Origin of the sequence: Bifidobacterium hapali, from assembly GCF_002259755.1 — a bacterium.
GTDB classification, from domain to species: Bacteria; Actinomycetota; Actinomycetes; order Actinomycetales; family Bifidobacteriaceae; genus Bifidobacterium; species Bifidobacterium hapali.
In genome coordinates this window covers 32,326-52,430 of sequence record NZ_MWWY01000025.1, presented here as the reverse complement: position 1 = coordinate 52,430, position 20,105 = coordinate 32,326, and the positions used below count along the sequence as shown (strand labels likewise).

Annotated in this window: 16 protein-coding genes; 8 read left to right on the top strand and 8 right to left on the bottom strand. The window is 49.4% G+C overall.

What is annotated here, in order from left to right:
- Positions 1–72 precede the first annotated feature (72 nt).
- The 3 genes from BHAP_RS06390 to BHAP_RS06380 all read left to right on the top strand — a co-directional run bounded on the left by BHAP_RS06390 (position 73) and on the right by BHAP_RS06380 (position 4,319).
- Positions 73–567, top strand: a complete 495-nt coding sequence (locus BHAP_RS06390) for a MarR family winged helix-turn-helix transcriptional regulator (RefSeq protein ID WP_094729902.1) — start codon at positions 73–75, stop codon at positions 565–567.
- A 143-nt stretch (positions 568–710) separates the two neighbouring features.
- Positions 711–2,456: an ABC transporter ATP-binding protein gene (locus tag BHAP_RS06385; RefSeq protein WP_094729901.1), complete on the top strand. Its 1,746-nt coding sequence runs from the start codon at positions 711–713 to the stop codon at positions 2,454–2,456.
- Between the two features lie 12 nt (positions 2,457–2,468).
- Entirely contained in the window at positions 2,469–4,319 is a 1,851-nt protein-coding gene (locus tag BHAP_RS06380) for an ABC transporter ATP-binding protein (protein ID WP_094729900.1), read from the top strand.
- Positions 4,320–4,382: 63 nt separating this feature from the next.
- Here the strand turns inward: BHAP_RS06380 and BHAP_RS06375 are convergent, their stop codons facing one another.
- The 3 genes from BHAP_RS06375 to BHAP_RS11635 form a co-directional block, all read right to left on the bottom strand.
- Entirely contained in the window at positions 4,383–4,601 is a 219-nt protein-coding gene (locus BHAP_RS06375) for a helix-turn-helix domain-containing protein (RefSeq protein ID WP_094729899.1), read from the bottom strand.
- Complete coding sequence (locus BHAP_RS06370) at positions 4,601–5,194, bottom strand: DUF2975 domain-containing protein (RefSeq protein WP_094729898.1); 594 nt, start codon at positions 5,192–5,194, stop codon at positions 4,601–4,603. The genes BHAP_RS06375 and BHAP_RS06370 overlap by 1 nt, the downstream gene beginning before the upstream one ends.
- A gap of 249 nt (positions 5,195–5,443) precedes the next feature.
- Entirely contained in the window at positions 5,444–5,611 is a 168-nt protein-coding gene (locus BHAP_RS11635; RefSeq protein WP_158216445.1) for a hypothetical protein, read from the bottom strand.
- Here BHAP_RS11635 and BHAP_RS06365 point away from each other — a divergent pair.
- A complete protein-coding gene (locus tag BHAP_RS06365) occupies positions 5,610–6,770 on the top strand; it encodes a DUF4153 domain-containing protein (protein ID WP_338024687.1) in 1,161 nt (386 codons plus the stop codon). The two genes, BHAP_RS11635 and BHAP_RS06365, sit on opposite strands and share 2 nt — an antisense overlap.
- Before the next feature lie 94 nt (positions 6,771–6,864).
- Here the strand turns inward: BHAP_RS06365 and BHAP_RS06360 are convergent, their stop codons facing one another.
- Entirely contained in the window at positions 6,865–8,073 is a 1,209-nt protein-coding gene (locus BHAP_RS06360) for an MFS transporter (RefSeq protein ID WP_094729896.1), read from the bottom strand.
- Between the two features lie 255 nt (positions 8,074–8,328).
- Between BHAP_RS06360 and BHAP_RS06355 the strand changes: the two genes are divergently transcribed.
- A complete protein-coding gene (locus BHAP_RS06355; protein WP_094729895.1) occupies positions 8,329–9,765 on the top strand; it encodes an aspartate ammonia-lyase in 1,437 nt (478 codons plus the stop codon).
- Positions 9,766–10,004: 239 nt separating this feature from the next.
- On the opposite strand, the gene BHAP_RS06350 is transcribed toward BHAP_RS06355, so the two are convergent.
- The 3 genes from BHAP_RS06350 to BHAP_RS06340 form a co-directional block, all read right to left on the bottom strand.
- Positions 10,005–12,311, bottom strand: coding sequence for a DNA gyrase/topoisomerase IV subunit B (locus tag BHAP_RS06350; RefSeq protein ID WP_094729894.1), 2,307 nt, complete (start codon positions 12,309–12,311; stop codon positions 10,005–10,007).
- A 147-nt stretch (positions 12,312–12,458) separates the two neighbouring features.
- Entirely contained in the window at positions 12,459–13,835 is a 1,377-nt protein-coding gene (locus tag BHAP_RS06345) for an RNA polymerase sigma factor (protein WP_094730016.1), read from the bottom strand.
- 224 nt (positions 13,836–14,059) lie between these two features.
- Positions 14,060–14,992, bottom strand: coding sequence for a hypothetical protein (locus BHAP_RS06340; protein WP_094729893.1), 933 nt, complete (start codon positions 14,990–14,992; stop codon positions 14,060–14,062).
- Positions 14,993–15,179: 187 nt separating this feature from the next.
- On the opposite strand from BHAP_RS06340, the gene BHAP_RS06335 reads away from it, so the two are divergent.
- Together BHAP_RS06335 and BHAP_RS06330 are read left to right on the top strand one after the other, a co-directional pair.
- Positions 15,180–16,271: a polyprenyl synthetase family protein gene (locus BHAP_RS06335; RefSeq protein WP_094729892.1), complete on the top strand. Its 1,092-nt coding sequence runs from the start codon at positions 15,180–15,182 to the stop codon at positions 16,269–16,271.
- Between the two features lie 94 nt (positions 16,272–16,365).
- Positions 16,366–18,615 (top strand): Stk1 family PASTA domain-containing Ser/Thr kinase, encoded by a 2,250-nt coding sequence (locus tag BHAP_RS06330; protein WP_094729891.1) that lies wholly within the window; start codon positions 16,366–16,368, stop codon positions 18,613–18,615.
- A 136-nt stretch (positions 18,616–18,751) separates the two neighbouring features.
- On the opposite strand, the gene BHAP_RS06325 is transcribed toward BHAP_RS06330, so the two are convergent.
- The gene (locus BHAP_RS06325; RefSeq protein WP_094729890.1) at positions 18,752–19,456 is read right to left on the bottom strand and encodes a lysophospholipid acyltransferase family protein; all 705 of its coding nucleotides are present in this window, start codon (positions 19,454–19,456) and stop codon (positions 18,752–18,754) included.
- A 51-nt stretch (positions 19,457–19,507) separates the two neighbouring features.
- Between BHAP_RS06325 and BHAP_RS06320 the strand changes: the two genes are divergently transcribed.
- A complete protein-coding gene (locus tag BHAP_RS06320) occupies positions 19,508–20,068 on the top strand; it encodes a hypothetical protein (RefSeq protein ID WP_094729889.1) in 561 nt (186 codons plus the stop codon).
- Positions 20,069–20,105 lie beyond the last annotated feature (37 nt).

Sequence of the window (20,105 nt, the reverse complement as noted above, 5' to 3'; positions counted from 1 at the left end):
ACGTCACGACACGCCATAATCTTTCATTCAAGACATATTACACATAACACTACATCGCATATAATTGTCCATATGAAGGACGATCAACACACTCCTCAATCATCGGACGTAAACACTCATACCAACTCAACAATTACCGAGCGACTCGACCGATTCTTCGATGAGCTTCATCGCATCGACGTAGCATACGCAGATTACAGCAGACGCATTGGTGTTTCAGATAGCGTTATGTATGTACTTGATTACCTCTACGACCACGATGGTGCTTCTCAACGCGATATTTGTAATTACACCATGATTCCGAGGCAGACCATTAATAACATCATCTCTTCACTTGCAGAGCAAGGCTATATAAACCTAAGCGAATCCAGGGGAGATCGACGTGTTAAATTGGTACATCTCACCGAATCTGGACTTCGCTACTGTAATGCTTTGGTCACCCCGGAACGCGCAGCTGAATATCGTGCCATGAGTGAACTGGCACCCCAATTGCGTGATGCCATGATTCAAGGAATGGAAATTTTCGGCGCAGAATTTCGCAATCAACTGCGTATAGCGCGCATATAATACGTTCAACTATGTGATGGTGGTGTGTTGTAGCAACCGTACGACACACCATCTTTTTTATGTCTAAGCATACTGTAAAACTGTCCCATATAGAGACAGAACATATGTTCGACAGCCAGAGTTGGCCATAGAAAGGGGTTACCATGCGGCTGATCATACGGTTCATGAAGCCGTATTGGGGACTATTTGCTGCTACGGCGATACTGATGTTCGCTGATGTCGTCGGCGCACTTATTATTCCTACATTCGCAGCAGATCTGCTCAATGCAAGTGCTTCACATGCTTCATTTGCCATACTGCTCACCACTGGGCTCAAGATGGGATTGGCAGCATTGCTTGCTGGAGTTTGCGCCGTGGCCGGTGGTTGGTGCTGCTCACAGCTGACATCGCGCATCGGCAAAGATATGCGTGTAGCACTCTATGCAAAGTCTCTTGAGCTATCGATATATGATTTTCGTAATTTTGGCACTGCATCAATCACGACAAGAACGATTAATGACATTGTCAATATTCAAATGGCTATGACTAACGTGATCGGAATACTGCTACCAGTGCCAGTTATTTTCGTCGTTGCGTTTGTGTTGTCGTTCCGCCTCGACATGACACTATCATTGTGGCTACTTGTCGCTATTGCATTTGTATGCACAGTGGCATTCTTTATCATGCGTACCGCATCTCCGCTGTTCCGTCGTTTGCAAAAATTGCTTGACCGTATCGGTACGGTACTATTGGAGAATTTGACAGGCGTACGCGTTATCCGTGCATTTAGTAAAGAACAACACGAGCAAAAGCGTATGAATGCAACATTCGCCGAATATGCAGATACGTCAATTAAAGCCAATCTGTTATTTGCTAATCTTGACGGATTGTCTTATTTCGGTATCAATGCGTTTATCGTTGTTGTATATTGCCTCGCAGGAGGTCGTATCAGCGTAGAGGGCTTCCAAATAGGCGATATTACCGCAATCATTGAGTATGCAGTACTTGCCTTGTTCTATCTGATGATGGCCCAAATGGTGATCATTACTCTTCCACGAGCGCTCGAATGTTGTGAGCGCGTGAGATTAGTACTCGATCATACACCGCAAATCAGTGATCCAGCACCGAACAATGCTGTCGACATGACAGAAAAAGGGCCACTGCCCGATGGTGAAGTGCTTGCGTTTCGTGATGTGAGCTTCCGATTTGCAGATGCTCAAGAAAATGCTTTGAACCATGTAAGTTTCTCCTGTAAAAAAGGTCAGACTACAGCAATTATCGGAGGAACTGGCTCAGGCAAATCTACTATCGCTATGCTTGCTATGCGCTTTCATGATGCAAGCTGGGGCAAAGTTATGTTTGACGGAGTAGACGTGCGCGATATGACACAGCATGACCTTCGCAAGCGAATCGCGTATGTGCAACAACAAGCATGGCTTTTCTCCGGTTCCATCGCAGATAATCTACGCTACGGTGATCGCCATGCTGATGAGCAATCACTTCGTCATGCGTTGCAGGTTGCTCAAGCCGATGAATTTGTGAATACATTGCCAGATGGGCTGAATTCACGTGTGGCACAAGGCGGCACCAACTTTTCGGGTGGGCAGAAACAACGCTTATCGATCGCTCGCGCATTAGTGGGCGATGCTCAGATCATCATCTTTGATGACAGTTTTTCTGCATTAGATTTCAAGACTGATGCGGCACTGCGCCATGCGCTTGTGCAAGAAATGCAATCTCGAGCAGTACTGATTATCGCGCAACGCGTCAGTACGATTCAGCATGCTGATCAAATTGTAGTGTTGTCAGACGGTTCAGTAGCTGGTATCGGTACGCACGATGAGTTAATGGCAGGGTGTGCAGTGTATCGAGAAATTGTAGATTCGCAGACCAAGGAACAGCAGAGCTAAGGAGGTGCAAGGATGAGCGACGCATTCGAGAATACAGACAGTTTGAATACAACAACAGATCTTGACGACACTATCGAGACTCCTAAAAATGCTGTTGCAACAGCTCAACGCTTCTTTGCTCAGCTTGCCAATCAACGTATCCGTCTGACGATCGTTGGGGTATCAATTGTGTTGTATACGTTCTTTCATATTGGTGCACCCATGTACAGCGCCATTGTGGTGGATGCGATTTGGAAGACCGTGCAAACATCGTGGAATGACGGCACTGCATTTGTTATAGGGTGGAATGATGATGGCTTGGGATGGCACATCCTCACGCTTGCAATACTGTATTGTGGCGAATGGTGCTTCTATTATCTTCAGGCATATCTAATGGCATCGGTTGCTGAGAATCTTAATTTGACCTTGCGCAAGCAGGTCAGTGCGAAAATACATCGACTGCCTTTGCGGTTCTTTGACCGTAATAAACCAGGTGAAGTACTCAGCAAGGTAACGAACGATCTTGACCGAATTAGTGAGGTCATGCAAACAGGTCTGTTGCGGTTGCTCACGGCGATTACTACAGTAACTGGATCATTACTTATCATGGTGTGGTATTCGTGGATGCTCACTGTAGTATTCCTCGTATTCATGGGGTTGAGTATGTGGGTAACCAAACTGGTCGCACACAAAAACCTTGAAACAGCATCATTGCGCCAAGAGACGGTCGGTGAACTAACCGGATTGGCTGAGGAACACTACAAGGGACGCAATATTATTAAAGCGTGTAATCGTGAATCTGACAGTATCAAAGCGATTGATGCTGCAGCAGAGCGTACGCGTCGAGCAGCACAGATGGCCGATTTCATTACCATGTCAGTCAATCCGCTTATTCGCATGATCTCCCGATTTTCACAGATGGTCGTCATGCTGCTTGCAGGTTGGATGGTGGTTGGTGGTCGCATGACCGTAGGTGTTGCACAAGCTTTTTATCAGTACATCAATCAAGTGTCGGAACCACTTACCGAGGCAAGCTATATGATTAACTCTCTACAGTCGGCACTTGCTTCGGCTGAGCGCATGTTCGAGTTGCTTGACGAAGATGAGGAACGTCCTGATCCATCACCCGATAAAGCGATGCACGTTGCTGAGCCAGTGCACGGCCAAATTGTGTTCGATCATGTACGATTCGGATATGATCCCAACAAGCCTTTGATGAAAGACGTGAGTTTTGCCGCCGAGCCGGGACGTAAGATTGCAATTGTCGGTTCAACGGGTGCTGGCAAAACAACGCTGATCAATTTGTTGATGCGGTTTTATGAAATCGATGCAGGACGTATCATGCTCGACGGTGTGTCAACATCGTCGATAACTCGTAGTGAGCTGCGTCACCAGTTTGGTATGGTGCTGCAAGATACTTGGTTGTTTAGTGGCACGGTGGCTGAGAATCTCGCCTATGGCAAACCGGAGGCGACGCGTGATGACATCGTGGAAGCAGCCAAAGCAGCTCATGCGGATTATTTCATTCGCACCTTGCCTCAAGGCTATGACACTATGTTAGATAATGAAGCAGGTAATTTGTCAGTCGGGCAGCGACAGTTGCTCACCATTGCGCGAGTGTTTCTCGTCGATCCTGCAATGTTGATTCTCGATGAAGCAACCAGCTCAGTAGACACGCGTACCGAAGCTCAGATTGGCAAAGCAATGGCGAAACTGATGGCTGGGCGCACTAGCTTTGTCATTGCGCATCGTCTATCGACTATTCGTGATGCAGATTTAATTCTCTATATGGAGCATGGCGACATCATTGAGTCTGGTAACCACCATGAGTTACTAGCACAACAGGGGCGCTACGCCGCTTTATATAATAGCCAGTTTGCATAAGGCGTTGGTTGTGCGGGCCGCTATGTCCGTGCAACCAACGCCTCGTTAATCGACATTGATCAGTTATTGAGCCATATCGTCGTCATCATACGAGAGAATATCGCCCGGCTGACAGTCAAGAGCTTTACAGATCTGATCAAGTGTTGAAAATCTTATAGCTTTGGCTCGGCCATTTTTCAGTACCGAAACATTAACCGGTGTAATACCAACGCGATCAGCAAGTTCATTAACGCTCATCTTACGTTTGGCGAGCATAACGTCAAGGTTGACAAGAATTGCCATCAGATTACCGCCTCAAGCTCGTTGCGCTGCGCGATCGCGGCTTTCAACAATGAGCGCATAACCAGCATGAGCAGGATAAACGCAATAATAAGCAACAACGCGACCATGCATGCAGCACTCAGCGCGAACGCACCCATAGCAACATCCGTCGTTGTGTGCAAATACGCATCGTAATAACTGTCATGAGCAAACGAATTATACAGTAATACGAACAGTACCAGAATGCCTTCAACTCCGGCGCATCCGATGATGACATCATCCCACATAATCGCCTTGCCTGAAAACACGTCCCTTATTCTGACCAACGTTAGCAGATTCCACAGCGGGACTAGAGCGACTTCAAAGCAGGCAACAGCAAGTAGTCCGGCAATGGTATATGGCCATCGGGCAGCAGTGAATTCAGGATACGCAGTCACAAAATCGCCGGCTGCAACATATATGACAACCTGTCCCCATATGCAGATCACTTCGAACAGCACAATCATCACCTTGAGCGCCGTGATCGCTTTTGGATGAAATTCATGCCATATAGTCGATTCGTCCCCATGCGGTTCGCTGGATACGCTACGCTCACACAATCTGTCTAAACTCATGACAATCACAACCTTTCCACAAGAGAACCAATACACAAGCTCGCTTACTGCCAATACGAATAATATATCGACAAACAACTTATATCAACTGAATCTCGATAGCAAGCTATCGAGATTCGATATGTCGAATATGTGAAAGAAACAACGAATATCATCGAAGTAACCATAAGCAATACCTACACTGGGCGCTATGAGTAACCAACATGATTTCTCTTCCAACTCATCACATTCCCCTATTGATGACGCTCTTCAAAAGACAGCAACAACCGATATCACCACGCCAGATCGTCCCGTATCACGCCGGCCCATCAGCGTACGCACAATCCAATTGTTGGCAGCATCGTTCGCAATACCGTTACTCTTTGATCGCTTGATACTAGGTGGACTGCCATACACGTATGGGTACCCCGATCGCATGAACTTACTGTTTGCAATGTTTTGGCTGGTATGTGTCACTATTACAACCGCTCTCCATTGGCGTATTGCACGTATGCGCCCATTAGTCTGGTATATAACAGCAGCGATTGTCGCACTAGCTTGTTGGATGGTGATACACGGTGGCGGTATATACACTGATAATCTCGAATATGGGCTGTTGACTGGCATCATTGCCATACCATCGCTGCTCATGTTGCACGTGCAGCTTGTCAACGGACGTTACAACATTCATCACCCCTTCGGAATCGCCTTACGCTGGCTAACCGGTTGGGTTATACAACCATTCATTAACCTCAATACTTTCGCGCACTGTACCGCAGATATAGCTCATATCTCAATACAAGATCAACGTCGCCCAGTTATACGCAAGATTGGCATAGCACTGCTTATCACTATTCCTGTGCTCATGGTTATAACAGCACTACTCATGAATGCTGACATGGTATTTTCTTATGCGATTACACGCATAATCGGCGATATTAATCTCACCTCATTTATAATGCATGCCTTGTTAGTATTGCTCACGTTCCCATTGATGTTCTCGTTACTTGAGCAGCAAGATCGCACTACCGGCAGTATCGCAGCACTCTACAAACGATCGGTGACAGTGAAACCCGATGCACTGATTATGTCGATCATGCTTGGCGCACTGCTCGTAGTGTACGCATTCTTTTGCGCAGTGCAATTTACTTTTTTGTTCGCGCAGGAGGGATTACCGGGCGGATTAACGTATGCCGAGTATGCTCGTAGTGGGTTCTTTCAACTACTGTTGATTGCAGCGGTCAATCTCATGCTCTTCGGCATAGTTCTTACCTATGTGCAGCGTACGCGTATGCTCACCATAATGCTTATTGGTTTGATTGCAGCAACTGGCGTAATGCTGGCATCAGCAGCAACGCGTCTTGGACTGTATATTGGAGCGTATGGTTTAACATGGTTGCGATTCACTTCGATGTCGTTTATCGCGTTACTTGCAGTGATATTAGTGCTGTGTCTCGTAAGAATGGGCGTGACTCACATGCCACTGATCACAGTGTGTTTTATATTGGCTGTGGCTTGGTATATTGCGCTCGGATACTGCAATGTCGCCTCGATTGTTACAAACTATAACCTGATGCACGGCTTCGATATGGCATGATCAACCCGTTGTCAGGACGTTGCCGTTAAGCAAACAGCAGAACTGTTTATAGGCAACGTCCTGACAAGGGAAACCAGGAAGATACAGTAGCGGATCAGATAGTGCGCTTGCGGCGTAGGGACTCATGCATAACCACCATGAGTACAAGGAACACTAGCAAGTAGAACGGGAATAGTCGTATGGTGACATACTGTGCAAGCAGACCAAACAGCGGCGGCATGAGCATAGTACCAACATATGCGCAAGCCATCTGTACACCGACGATAGCTTGAGAATTCTCTTCACCAAAATACGCAGGTGTCGAGTGAATGATGCACGGATATACCGGAGCACAGCCAAGGCCAAGTATTGCAAGTCCAGCGTAAACACCAAGATGATATGGCAGAGGCAACAGTATCACCACGATACCAATGAGAATCAATGCTTGACCAATACGAATCATCACAGGATCACTAAATCGCATGGTCAAGAAACCACTGAGCGCGCGACCGATCGTAATACCGAAATACAGTACAGCAATACGACTTGCAGCAGTGACCTTGTCAACACCATCAGCAAGAACCATATAACTGCTACCCCACAGCATTGCCGTCTGTTCGATTGCGCAGTAACACAGGAACATCACAAGGATTTCCTTTGCGCCTCGAATAGCAAGTACACCCTTGACACCAAGCGGACGGCGCGGTTGCGTCACTTCTGCAGTATTGGCCGCAATATTGTCCGCAGCATTGTCAGATGTAGCAGCAGATACTTCCTTGCGTGACTTCCATAATGGCAGGCTGGCAATAAGCATAACGGTGAGTACGATCTGGATGATACCGATATATCGGTAGCCCCACGGCCAACCCTGACCGTTGGACAGTGCATAGCCCATCACATAAGGACCTACGAGCGTACCTACACCCCACATGCAGTGTAGCCAACTCATATGCTTGCTTTCATAGTGAATGGCCACGTAGTTATTGAGAGCCGCGTCTACGCCACCAGCGCCAAGTCCATATGGTATAGCCATAAGAATGAGCACCCAATAGTTCGGCGCAATCGAAAATCCTAATAATGCGGCGGCAGTCATACCAACCGATACAGCAGTGACTCGTCCGGCACCAAATCGCAAAGTCATGCGGTCACTGAGTAGTGCAGAAATAATCGTGCCAGCCGAAATCGTCATGGAAATGCCACCAGCCCACGAGACAGGTGCTCCTAAATCCTGACTCATGGTCGGCCATGCAGAGCCAAGTAACGCATCAGGCAAGCCCAAACTGATGAAAGCGATGTAGATCACGGCAAGCAGCAGGTTAACCACAGTGTCTCCTTTGCAATCATATTATGCGCCTGTTGTCGATCTACACAGCAACAGGCATCTCGATATGTACGTTCGTACATACAATATCGGTTCAACACAATGATTACCAATCGGTAGTTATTTGGCGTGTCGTCACACAACAGATATGACAACAATTGTCAAGCATTCGCGCACGGCGAACGATGGCGAGTCGCACACAAACCAGTCATGATGGTGTCAGAATACGATCACACGCTATGACACAAGGAGCATGTAATGAGCGATAACGCCGCAGCACGTACGACTCGTCTCGAACACGATTGTATCGGCACTTTAGAAGTGCCTAGCAACGTTTACTGGGGTATTCATACGCAGCGAGCAATCGGCAATTTTACCGTGTCTGGCATCCCCGATTCGGCACATCCACAGCTCGTCAAGGCGTACGCTACCGTAAAACGCGCCTGCGCTGAAGCCAATGCCGAACTTGGTTTGATTGATCGCGCCAAGGCGCGTGCTATCACTGCAGCTTGTTTAGAGATAGAAGCTGGCAAACTCGCTGATCAGTTTCCAGTAGATGTACTGCAAGGCGGAGCCGGCACCTCGACCAATATGAATATGAATGAGGTTATTGCCAATCGCGCTCTCGAAATTGCCGGTCATCAGCGTGGCGACTATACATATATACATCCCAATGACGATGTCAACCATTCGCAATCTACAAACGACACCTATCCCGCTGCGTGCAAACTCGCCTTGATTGACGCAATCGGACCGCTCGCACAAGAAACAGCAAAACTTGCTCACGCGTTCCATGATCTCGCTGACCGGCATATCAATGATGTCACCATCGGGCGCACGCAATTGCAAGATGCCGTGCCTATGACGTATGGTCAAGAATTTCACGCGTTTGCGAGCTTTATGAAAGCTGATACGCGAGAGTTGGAGCGCGTGGTGCCACAGCTCATGTCATTGAATCTTGGTGCGACAGCAATTGGCACTGGCATTTGCGCAGATCTGCGATTCCGCAAAGCTGCTACCGAGCATTTGGCACGCATCACAGGATTACCAATTACAGCAGCACCAGATCCAGTCGCCGCAATGACTGATATGAGCTCGTATATTGCAGTCTCTCAGACTGTGAAAAATCTAGCCATTCACCTGAAGAAAGCCGCTGATGATCTGCGCCTCTTGAACTCCGGTCCGCATGATGGGTTCAATGATCTCAATGTGCCAGCGCGTCAGGCGGGCAGTAGTATTATGCCAGGCAAGGTGAATCCGGTAATCCCTGAATGCGTTGACCAATGCTGCTTCATGGTGTTTGGTATGGATACAACCGTAACGTGGGCAGCTTCTGAGGGCCAGCTGCAACTCAATGCGTTCGATCCTGTGATGATTCACGCGCTACTGGGTGGCATTGATCTTATGACACGCGCATTAGCAATGTTCCGTGAACGCTGTGTCGAAGGCATAACGGTAAACGCTGCTGTAGGACGTCGATATGCCGAATATTCTCCGTCGATTGCGGCGACGCTGAACGCTGAAATTGGCTATGAGCATGCGGCAGATATCGCGAAAGAAGCTGCAACCAGTGGACGTTCTGTACGCGAAGTTGCTGCAGAACGCACTGATTTACCAGCTGACGAACTCGATGCATTACTTGATCCAATCGCACTGTCACGTCGACTCGGACAAACGTGCCGCGAACATCAGTGAAATATCTTGCATCAGAAGTTCGTTTACGATGTCTGTAGCTCCCCTAGCAAGGGGAGCCGCTGATGCTGTTCGATTAACGGCAACGAACTAGCAATTTTAGACACTCTACCTACGCGCGCATTTTTTGGCTCGCCCGTCGGCTCGCACAGCACCTACAAACAGCTCTGCTGTTTGCTTAACGGTGCTGTCCTGACAAGGGGAGCCAATTTCTGACTAAAAAAATCAATATACAGTTTGTATCAGGTGTCGATCTTGGAGCGATCAAAATCATCGGCATTATCGACAATGAACGCTTTACGCGGCGGCACATCGTCGCCCATCAACAGACTGAAAATACTCGCCGCTTGAATAGCATCCTCCATACGGATACGACGCAGCATGCGAGAACGCGGGTCCATTGTTGTATCAGCAAGCTGATCGGCATCCATCTCGCCAAGACCCTTATATCGCTGAATATCCGGATTATATGCAATCTTTTTATGGTTGAGCTCGTCGAGCTTGCCCGCTAACTCATCGTCAGAGTACGTGTAAATATACTCGCCTTTGTGTGAGCCAGCTAAGGCGATGCGATGCAGAGGCGGAACTGCCGCATACACATGACCTTGTTCAATCAGCGGACGCATATATCGGTAAAACAGGGTGAGGAGCAAAATACGAATGTGCGCACCGTCCACATCAGCATCGGTCATCATAATGATTTTGTTGTATCGTGCCTGTTCAATATCGAAGCTCGCTCCAGAACCAGCACCGACTACTTGGATGATGGCCGCGCACTCCTTGTTGGACAACATTTGCGCGAGGCTAGCCTTCTGCACGTTGAGAATCTTGCCTCGAATCGGTAGCAGCGCTTGGAATGCAGAGTTGCGCGCAGCTTTAGCGGTACCAAGTGCGGAGTCACCCTCGACGATGAACAGTTCAGCTACATCGTCGTTGCCCGGTTGGCAGTCGGACAGTTTCGGTGGCATTGATGCAGATTCAAGCGCGTTCTTACGTCGAGTAACTTCCTTAGTTTTGCGCGCCTGAATACGGGCATGCATTTCGCCAACGATTTTATCGAGGACACGACCAGATTGTTCTTTGTATCCACGCTTAGAGCCAGTGATCATCTCACCAAACTGACGATCGGTCATTTTGGTGACGATTGGCTTGACTTGAGCAGTTCCCAGTACGTCCTTGGTTTGTCCTTGGAATTGAGGTTCGGCAATGCGCACTGTAACGACAGCGACGAGTCCAGCCATAATATCGTCGCGTTCGATTTTTTGCGCAGGATCTTTAAGATTGACCTTCAGCTTGCGCGCATTATCTTCAACTGTCTTGCGGATTTGCTTGGTGATACCGGCAAGGAAACCGTCAACGTGCATACCACCGCCAGGCGTTTCTACAACATTGACAAAACTACGCATCACCGTGTCATAGCCGTTAATCCAGCGCATCGCAATATCTACAGCGCAAGTACGAGTCACCTGTTGTGCATGCAACTCACCGTTTTCACCAACAGCTTGCGTCTCTTCAACGTATGTGTCTTCGCCAGTAATACGCCAAATATCAGATACTGGCTCACCATTTGAGAGAAAATCAACGAAATCTGTAACGCCACCTGTATGGCAGAATTCTTCAACACGTCGATGCGTATGGCTTGCTGCATCAGCTTTCGCTACTGCAACAGCGTCTGATGCAACGTGCACTGATGGAGCTTCTTCAAACCCATCTAATACGTCAGTATGACGTTCCGCTTCCGCCTGCTCGTTCGCATGATTAGTTACATCTAACGATTGAGACGAGTCCAGAATATTATCGTCAATCTCACGTAACTCATCGACAGTATCGTCGCCGGTTGCCGGAATGTGTTCATCAATAACCGTGATCTTGAGCCCGGGCACAAGAAAACTGGTCTGACGCACACGGTTAATAAGCTGCTCGTAGCTAAACTGCGCAGTGTCGTTGAAAATCTCAGGATCAGCCCAGTAGCGAATGCGCGTGCCAGTGGTCTTGGGCGAAACCTTGCCGATGATTTCCAGTTCTGTTGGACGGTTCTTACGCGTACGCTTAAATGGCGCATCTGGTGAAGGATGCGCAGGATCAGCATCCGCGTATACACCGGGATGACCTTGATGGAATGCCATGTGATGCGTTTTGCCGTCACGGTCAACTTCAACGTCAAGACGCGCACTTAATGCGTTAACAACTGATGAACCGACGCCATGTAGACCGCCAGCTGCGTTATATGAAGCGTTGCCGAATTTAGCACCAGCGTGAAGTTTAGTCAGGACAACCTCGACACCGGTGAGCTTGGTTTTTGGCTCGACATCAACAGGAATACCTCGACCGTTATCGGCAACTTCAACTGAGCCATCCTCGTGGAGCGTGACAGTAATGTGATCGCACGCACCAGCAAGTGCCTCATCTACGGAATTATCGATGATCTCCCACAGGCAGTGCATCAGTCCTTGACTGTCAGTTGTACCGATGTACATGCCAGGACGTTTGCGAACCGCGTCAAGACCCTCGAGCACGGTAAGACTATCGGCACCGTAGGATTCGGGCATAGCTCTCCTTATTCACTCCACATACAACACAAGCCGCGCTTCCCCACTGTCTGGTAACGCGAAACAATAGAAAGCAAACGACTTCGTTGAGTGGAAGTCCACTGGACTTCCACCCTCCTCGCGTGATCGCGCTGTCAAGCGGCGCGATCACTGATCTAGGAAGTCACGCAGCGTCTGCGAGCGCGATGGGTGACGCAGTTTAGACATAGTCTTCGACTCGATTTGACGAATACGTTCACGAGTCACGCCATACACACGACCGATGTCATCAAGCGTCTTCGGCTGGCCATCTTCAAGACCATACCGCATCTTAATAACACCCGCCTCACGCGGAGACAGCGTCTCAAGTACCTGCTTAAACTGTTCCTGCAACAGCGAGAAAGCAACCGCATCCGATGGCGCAATAGCATCAGTGTCTTCGATGAGATCACCAAATTCGGAATCACCATCTTCACCGAGCGGCGTGTGCAGCGAGATCGGTTCGCGACCATACTTCTGCACTTCCTGCACCTTTTCGACTGGCATATCGAGTTCACGTGCCAACTCATCTGGTGTAGGTTCACGACCGAGATCTTGCAACATCTGACGCTGCACACGGCTGAGTTTATTGATCACTTCAACCATGTGTACGGGCACGCGAATAGTACGTGCCTGATCAGCCATAGCTCGAGTAATAGCCTGACGAATCCACCATGTAGCATACGTGGAGAACTTAAAGCCCTTCTTCCAGTCGAACTTCTCTACAGCTCGAATCAGGCCAAGATTACCTTCCTGAATAAGATCAAGGAAGAGCATGCCACGGCCGGTATATCGCTTAGCGAGAGACACAACAAGTCGCAAGTTAGCTTCAAGCAGATGGTCCTTAGCCTTCTTACCATCGTTCGCAGCCCACTTAAGTTCACGCTTACGCTTGAAATCCATCTTGTCGGACTCAGTATCCAACAAATGTTGTGCATATAAGCCAGCCTCAATACGTTCTGACAGGTCAACTTCCTGTTCCGCATTCAGCAGGCTCACACGACCAATCTGCTTCAAATAATCCTTGACAGGATCTGCAGTGGCGCCGGCAGCGATAACGCGACGTTTCGGATTGCCTGATGGCGTGAGATTATCATCGTCATCGTCATCACGAACAACGAACGCACCCTTTTCCTTAGGAGTGATGATCTCCTTAGGCTTGGATTCTTCTTCGTCTTCGAGATCTTCTTCCTCGTCATCAGACTCTACATCTTCATCCTCATCGTCGAGATCGTCGCCATCGTCATCGGCAACATCATCGAGATCAGCATCAAGATCATCAAGGTCAGCGTCAACGGCTTGATCGTCGTCCTCGTCAAGCTCGTCCTCGTCGGCAATATCAGGTTCTTCGGTTGACTCATCCTTCACCGTTTTCGCCTGCTTCGCCTCAGTCTCGCCTTGTGCTGCGGACTTCTTCTTCGCCTTGGCTGTGGTCTTCCGGGCGGACGTCACCTTCTCGGTTTCTTCGGCGTTGTCCTTGGTTGCCGTCGCATCCTTCTTGGCCAAGCTCATCCTCCTACTGATCCTGCCACCATGCGCTTATACCACATAAGGCGCACTTCTGGCAAGGGCAAATCGTCAACTATTGGAGTTAACCACCTTCCAAGGACGATTATTCCCAAAACTTGCTGTCGTGTCTCCAGAACGCTATTCACCGCATGCTGCGGCTTTGTCTGATTCCATATGCCATGAGCAATGGAATCAGAAAAGCCGATGCATTTTTCAGTCTGCTATCTGTCACACCACGCTGGGCAAATTCCGCGATCAAGCATAGACAACACGATCGCACCCAACGAGCATTGATCATCAATAGTCAAACATTCCGCTGCACGCAGGACAGCAAGATCATCGTTCAACCACCACAGCACGTAAGCGGCTGCCGCCATCGGTTGCACGCGCCACCGAGGAGGCACACTATCTGCAATCTGATCGAGCATGGCTACTCCAATCGCACATCGCTGAGCGTCTGGTCGTACATGCGGATTATGAAATGCGTCAGACATGATCTGCGACATGCCACATTGGGTACGATTCGCATGAGGTTGAGCAGCAAACGTGACCATACCATGACGATCACAGGCACGCGGATTCACTAAAGAGACGATCACCGCATCTCGCACTGGTAATAATTCGTTCATGCCTACAGCGAACGCTGCCATACTCTTTCGACACAACATCATGCAATCTGGCGCAACACAGTCTCTATCAGCGCACGAACAATCGTCGACAACGATATCGTCATCATCAGTATCTACGTCTATATCCGCGTCAGTATACCCGCACTCGCACTCGTCACATATTGTGCCAACCGTGTCATCAAGTACGTGCATCCACTCAGCAAACGGCTCATCAACCCATGAACGAACCGCTTCAGAAGGCCCAGACTGCCTACGATCATCGCGAAACCGTTGCGTCAGCAGATCGAGTTCATCCTCCTCAAGCATCACGTCGCACGCGTCTTCCAAACCGGAACATGGCATATCGCATGGCACATCCGATATAGGCACGTCTAACAACGCGCTACTATGCAATCGATTTTCTGTTCTATCGATTGGATACGTATGATCGCACCGGCGACTGCCCAGTGAGCGACGACACGTTGAACGATGCTCACGATGATCAAACGAGCGTGCAGTTCCACGTCGCGTAATATGTGTGGTCATATTGTCCTCCTTGACTTGTTTTTGGTTCGACCGGATAGGATGTCCAGTCTCGCGTTACCGCGTGTCACTACTATGCCCTATCAACGCCGCTGAGAACACGAATTTCAACCTATGTGGTCGAACGCTCGCGAACGTTGCAATTCCGCCATTCTTGTGTTCGACAACCATTGTGGATAACCTTGGAAGCATGAATCTTGACTTGCAGAAAGTCTCCATCGAGACACGAATCGCACAGCTTGTACGTGAAACAACAGATGCACACGACCACGAAGATGCTGCAACCATTGGCGTATGTCGCACTGTACTTGACGAAGTACAATCACAAGCGCTTACCTCGAGCGAAGGCGGCAAACGACTGCGTGCACTGTTACTACTCGACGTATTTGATGCGGTTACTGCCAATTCATCAACAACACACGATCCGAGCATCCGCGATCATGTGCTTGATCTCGCCTGTGCGATCGAAGTATTCCAAACAGCAGCTCTCGTACACGACGACATTATCGACGATTCCGATTTACGTCGAGGCAAACCATCAGCACATCGCGCATTAACCACAGCCACACATTCTGAACCAATCGGTAACGGCTTAGGCATCATGCTCGGCGATCTACTCGCCACCGCCAGCGTAGACATAGCCAACACAGCCGCCCACCACCTACCGTCATCTGACGCACTTGTTGCAGCATTCCTCACCATGCATCGCGAAGTCGAAATCGGGCAAGTACTTGATCTAGCCGTCGAAATGACAGCGTTAGATAACCCAAACACACTAGCTGAAGCATCGCTGAACGTATTCCGTTGGAAAACCGCAAGCTACACAACAATCGCACCGATTGAACTGGCAATGCTCGCAGCTGGATTCTCCCCCACCGATGCGCGTTCCCAAGCATTAGCAGTAGGTCGTCCACTCGGCCTCGCATTCCAGTTAACCGATGACCTATTAGACGTAGTCGGATCAAGCGCGCACACTGGCAAGCCAGTGGGCGGAGATATACGAGAAGGCAAACGAACCGTATTACTCGCCGATGCGCTCGCTGCTGCATCAGCGTCCGAACGTGGCGAACTCATCACTCTTTTCGAAGCGCCTCACCGCGATGAGACTGATGTCCAGCATGTGATTGAACTCTTCCGATCAACCGGTGCTGTAGATGCATCACGCGCGCGTATTGCGGCACTTTGGAAACAATCTAGTGAAGCAATACATGCGTTAAATCTCAATGAGCAGGCAAGTAACCAACTGCGTGAGACGTGTGCACGGTTCGTGCCTCGTGTATGACTCGTGCACGCATGAGCAATAATGTCAGACCCATGACATGGCACACGCTAGACTGGCGTTAGATTCCAGTGATATCAAGGGACCGGATATACAGATGAGTGAAGCCGCATACAGCCGCGAAGACCCGTTGATCGGGCGGATGGTCGAAGAGCGATACCGCGTTGACCATAAAATCGCTGAAGGAGGCATGGCGAGTGTTTATGAAGCACTAGACACGCGACTTGACCGTACTGTCGCGATTAAGGTCATGCACATGCAACTGGCGCAAGGGCCCCACCGTGATCAATTCGTCGAACGATTCCGTCGAGAAGCAAAGTCAGCAGCAGCAATCGCGAATCCTCACATCGTGCAGGTTTACGACACCGGCGAAATAGACGGTCTCGATTTTTTGGTTATGGAATATGTGCACGGCGTGAATTTGCGTCGTGAAATGAACGAACAAGGTACGTTTACCGTTCGCGAAACATTGCGGATCGTGGCTGAAACGCTGGATGGTTTAGCCTCAGCACATCGAGCTGGCGTAGTCCATCGCGACATTAAACCGGAAAATATCTTGATCAACGATCGTGGCCATGTCCAGATTACAGATTTTGGCCTCGCAAAAGCAGCATCACAAGCCACACTTTCCTCCACCGGCATGTTATTAGGTACTGCGGCATATCTTGCGCCGGAAATGATCGAGCTCAATCAAGCCACGCCACAAGGTGACCTGTATTCCGTAGGTATTATGGCATGGGAAATGTTGACTGGTGAAGTACCGTTCAAATCGGATAATCCAGTGACGCTCGTGTTCAAACATGTGCATGAGGATGTGCCATCCGTATCGATATCGTGCCCAGGGATTGACCCTCGAGTAGCCGCATTCATCGCGCATTTGACCGCACGGAATGTTGCCGCACGGCCTGCAGACGCTGCGCAAGCCGCACAAGAACTTACTCAGTTGACAGCACAATTGGATATTGCTGCATGGACGTATCGCAAGCCAACCACGAATGCACATGGCAACGATGATGCGACAGCACCACTTGATGCAACGGTTCCTGTAGACGCAACATCACCATTGCAGGTATCCACCGCGCAACCGGTCACCAATACTACGACACATCAGCAAGAGAGCAGAGCTGATGCAGAAGCGCTTTCTACGACAGCCCTACCACCTGCTCCCCCATCATCAGCAGCGACCACAATCATGCCAACCGTTGCGCAACAAGATGCAACAACGCAAACGCTACCCACAAATCCGTTGGCAACAGTTGCAGATCTACCTGGAGATCAGCAAACAGAACCGGCAAAGCCATCGTCACATGGTGCTACCGCGTCTGCATCACGGCGAACGGCAACGCCATTTATCGTTGGCGCTATTGCTCTACTCTTGGCAGTCGCAATAGGCGGCGGAGCTGCTTGGTGGTATTTCCTCGGACCCGGCAGTTATTGGACCGTGCCTAAACCGGATGACATTACCTGCGTTGAAGGACGCGCATGCGAGGTTACAGGAGCATCGTGGAGTAAGTATCAGACCACGCTCAGCGTGTCGAACATTCCTTTCACAACGAGCGAACAGTACAGCGATACCGTTCCCGAAGGCTCCATTATTTCATCGACCCCAAGCAATGTTGGTGACCGAGTCTCTAAGCGCGCTGGAGGTTCCATGTCACTCGTTATTTCCAAAGGCATTAAACCAGCTACCGTGCCATCTGACATTCTTGACACCAGTTCTGAGAACGGGACTAACGTGCTCAGCGCATTGCAAAACGCCGGATTCGATCATATCAAGCACGACGATAGCAATGATCAGTACTCATTGACCGTACCGTCAGGCGCAGCAATCAGCATCACAGATGCGAATGGCACTGATATCCAGCCCGGTGCAACACTCAGTCACAACGATGAAATCACCGTCGTACTGTCCAAAGGACCAATGCCCGTCACCATGCCCAATATTATCGGCTCGACACAAAGTGAAGCGCAAAGTGCTCTTGCCGATCTGCAGCTGAAGTTCAATGTCACGGAAGAATACGACGATAAAGTGGCTGCCGGCTCAGTTGTCTCTGCATCACAAAACGCTGGAGCACAACTGCACTGGGGAGATTCTGTTGATATCGTTGTTTCCAAAGGACCTCAAAAAGCGACGATTCCCTCAGGATTGATCGGTAAACAGGAAAGCGATGTTACTAAGACGCTTAAAGAGTTGGGATTCGATGTGAAAACGGACCGTGTACTGGGCGGATTGTTCGGCACAGTCCGTTCGATCAAGAATGGTGATACCGATGTGTCGAACGGTGGTGAAGTACGTTTACGTGACGAAAACGGCAAGGCCACGGTTCTGACACTGACTATCGTATAATAATCCGACTCAGCAGCGTGCGTGTTTTGCTGCATAACGCAAAGGGTGGTTGATTTTCCTAAGTATGAGGAAGATCAACCACCCCTTGTTGTTTACTGCGGTCAGTTGTAATAGCTTGTATAAAGCGCACAATTACTCAGTGCGATTCATCTGCTGCATGAGCAGCTGCTTCTTGCTTGAGTCGCGCTTTGACTTTCTGCGCATACTCATCAACATACTCTTGGCCACTCATTGACTGAATCTCACGAGTGACACGATCAGTGAGTTCACGCAGTTCGTCATGAGTTACGTCCAAACGCTTCGGCACCGGGATCGGCTTGCCGTAAATCACTTTCGTCTTGCCTTTAGACGGAATTACCGTGCCCGGTTTCTGCAACTCGCGAGAACCAATAATCGCGGTCGGCACAATCGGGCATCCAGTCTCAAAAGCGAGACGCGCTACGCCAGTATGACCCTTATACAATTTGCCATCAGGACTACGCGTGCCTTCGATATGAATACCAAACAGGTGCCCATCTTCGATAATTTCTCGTGCATGTTCCAATGCTCCCAACGATTTTGAGCCGCCGGAGCGATCCACTGGGAACACACCAACAGAGGTGAACCACCACTTCTTGAACTTACCCTTAATACCTTTGCCTTCAAAATACTCAGCCTTACCCATGAAATGCACCATACGTGGGCAGGTGATCGGGATAAGCGCGTCATCAATAACCGCGAGATGATTCGCGGCGATAATCGCACCGCCTTCGCGCGGAATATTGTTCAATCCAGATACAGACGGTCCAAGATGATGGCGCGCGATGGGGCCAAACACTTTGACGAAGAACCAGTAGAGCACTGCGACGCTCCTTTCAGCCACTTGGCTTTGCCGCTGATTACAGTGGTGGATATGACTGATCTCAACAATAGCAATGCCGGTGAACGCCCGGACTCGACCGCAGGCGATGGAGCAGGTGATGATCTCGACAGCGCGTGGGCTTCGTTCGAGCAAGCCCACGCCGATGATCTCAAAGATGTAGAGCATTCACGCAGTGCACGACGCTTTGAAAAACACGCTCAACGCAAGGAAAAAGAAGCATTATTATCGGTCAAAGACTTAGATAATGGTGCATTCGTGGATGATATGGTGCCACTACATCAGCGTGGGCCACGCGATCATACATCATCGAGTTGGTTAGATACCGACGACGTGATGGACCGCTATGGTGATGATTTCGTGCCGCCGAATCCACAGATTGGACCAATACAAGCATCGAAACTCGTGTTTTGGGTGCTCCTTGTCGCCGGCATTCTTGGCGTCATTGCTTCTGTGTTTATACCTGCACTAGCTGCTGTGCTTGGCACGGTATTTGGTGTGTGCGCACTGATTGGAGGTGCAGGACTCATCGTCCAGCATAAAGGTCACACGCAAACTCGCAACGGGTATACCGACGATGGTGCCCGAGTGTAAGCAAACATCAACAATGTTATAGCGTGAAATCGAATGT

What these genes read in the sequence shown, in the direction of transcription:
- BHAP_RS06330 (WP_094729891.1), top strand. Translation starts at nt 16,366, where the DNA reads ATGAGTGAAGCCGCATACAGCCGCGAAGACCCGTTGATCGGGCGGATG.
- BHAP_RS06365 (WP_338024687.1), top strand. Translation starts at nt 5,610, where the DNA reads ATGAACTTACTGTTTGCAATGTTTTGGCTGGTATGTGTCACTATTACA.
- BHAP_RS06320 (WP_094729889.1), top strand. Translation starts at nt 19,508, where the DNA reads ATGACTGATCTCAACAATAGCAATGCCGGTGAACGCCCGGACTCGACC.
- BHAP_RS06390 (WP_094729902.1), top strand. Translation starts at nt 73, where the DNA reads ATGAAGGACGATCAACACACTCCTCAATCATCGGACGTAAACACTCAT.
- BHAP_RS06370 (WP_094729898.1), bottom strand. Translation starts at nt 5,194, where the DNA reads ATGAGTTTAGACAGATTGTGTGAGCGTAGCGTATCCAGCGAACCGCAT.
- BHAP_RS06335 (WP_094729892.1), top strand. Translation starts at nt 15,180, where the DNA reads ATGAATCTTGACTTGCAGAAAGTCTCCATCGAGACACGAATCGCACAG.
- BHAP_RS11635 (WP_158216445.1), bottom strand. Translation starts at nt 5,611, where the DNA reads ATGCGATCGGGGTACCCATACGTGTATGGCAGTCCACCTAGTATCAAG.
- BHAP_RS06340 (WP_094729893.1), bottom strand. Translation starts at nt 14,992, where the DNA reads ATGACCACACATATTACGCGACGTGGAACTGCACGCTCGTTTGATCAT.
- BHAP_RS06355 (WP_094729895.1), top strand. Translation starts at nt 8,329, where the DNA reads ATGAGCGATAACGCCGCAGCACGTACGACTCGTCTCGAACACGATTGT.
- BHAP_RS06350 (WP_094729894.1), bottom strand. Translation starts at nt 12,311, where the DNA reads ATGCCCGAATCCTACGGTGCCGATAGTCTTACCGTGCTCGAGGGTCTT.
- BHAP_RS06380 (WP_094729900.1), top strand. Translation starts at nt 2,469, where the DNA reads ATGAGCGACGCATTCGAGAATACAGACAGTTTGAATACAACAACAGAT.
- BHAP_RS06375 (WP_094729899.1), bottom strand. Translation starts at nt 4,601, where the DNA reads ATGGCAATTCTTGTCAACCTTGACGTTATGCTCGCCAAACGTAAGATG.
- BHAP_RS06385 (WP_094729901.1), top strand. Translation starts at nt 711, where the DNA reads ATGCGGCTGATCATACGGTTCATGAAGCCGTATTGGGGACTATTTGCT.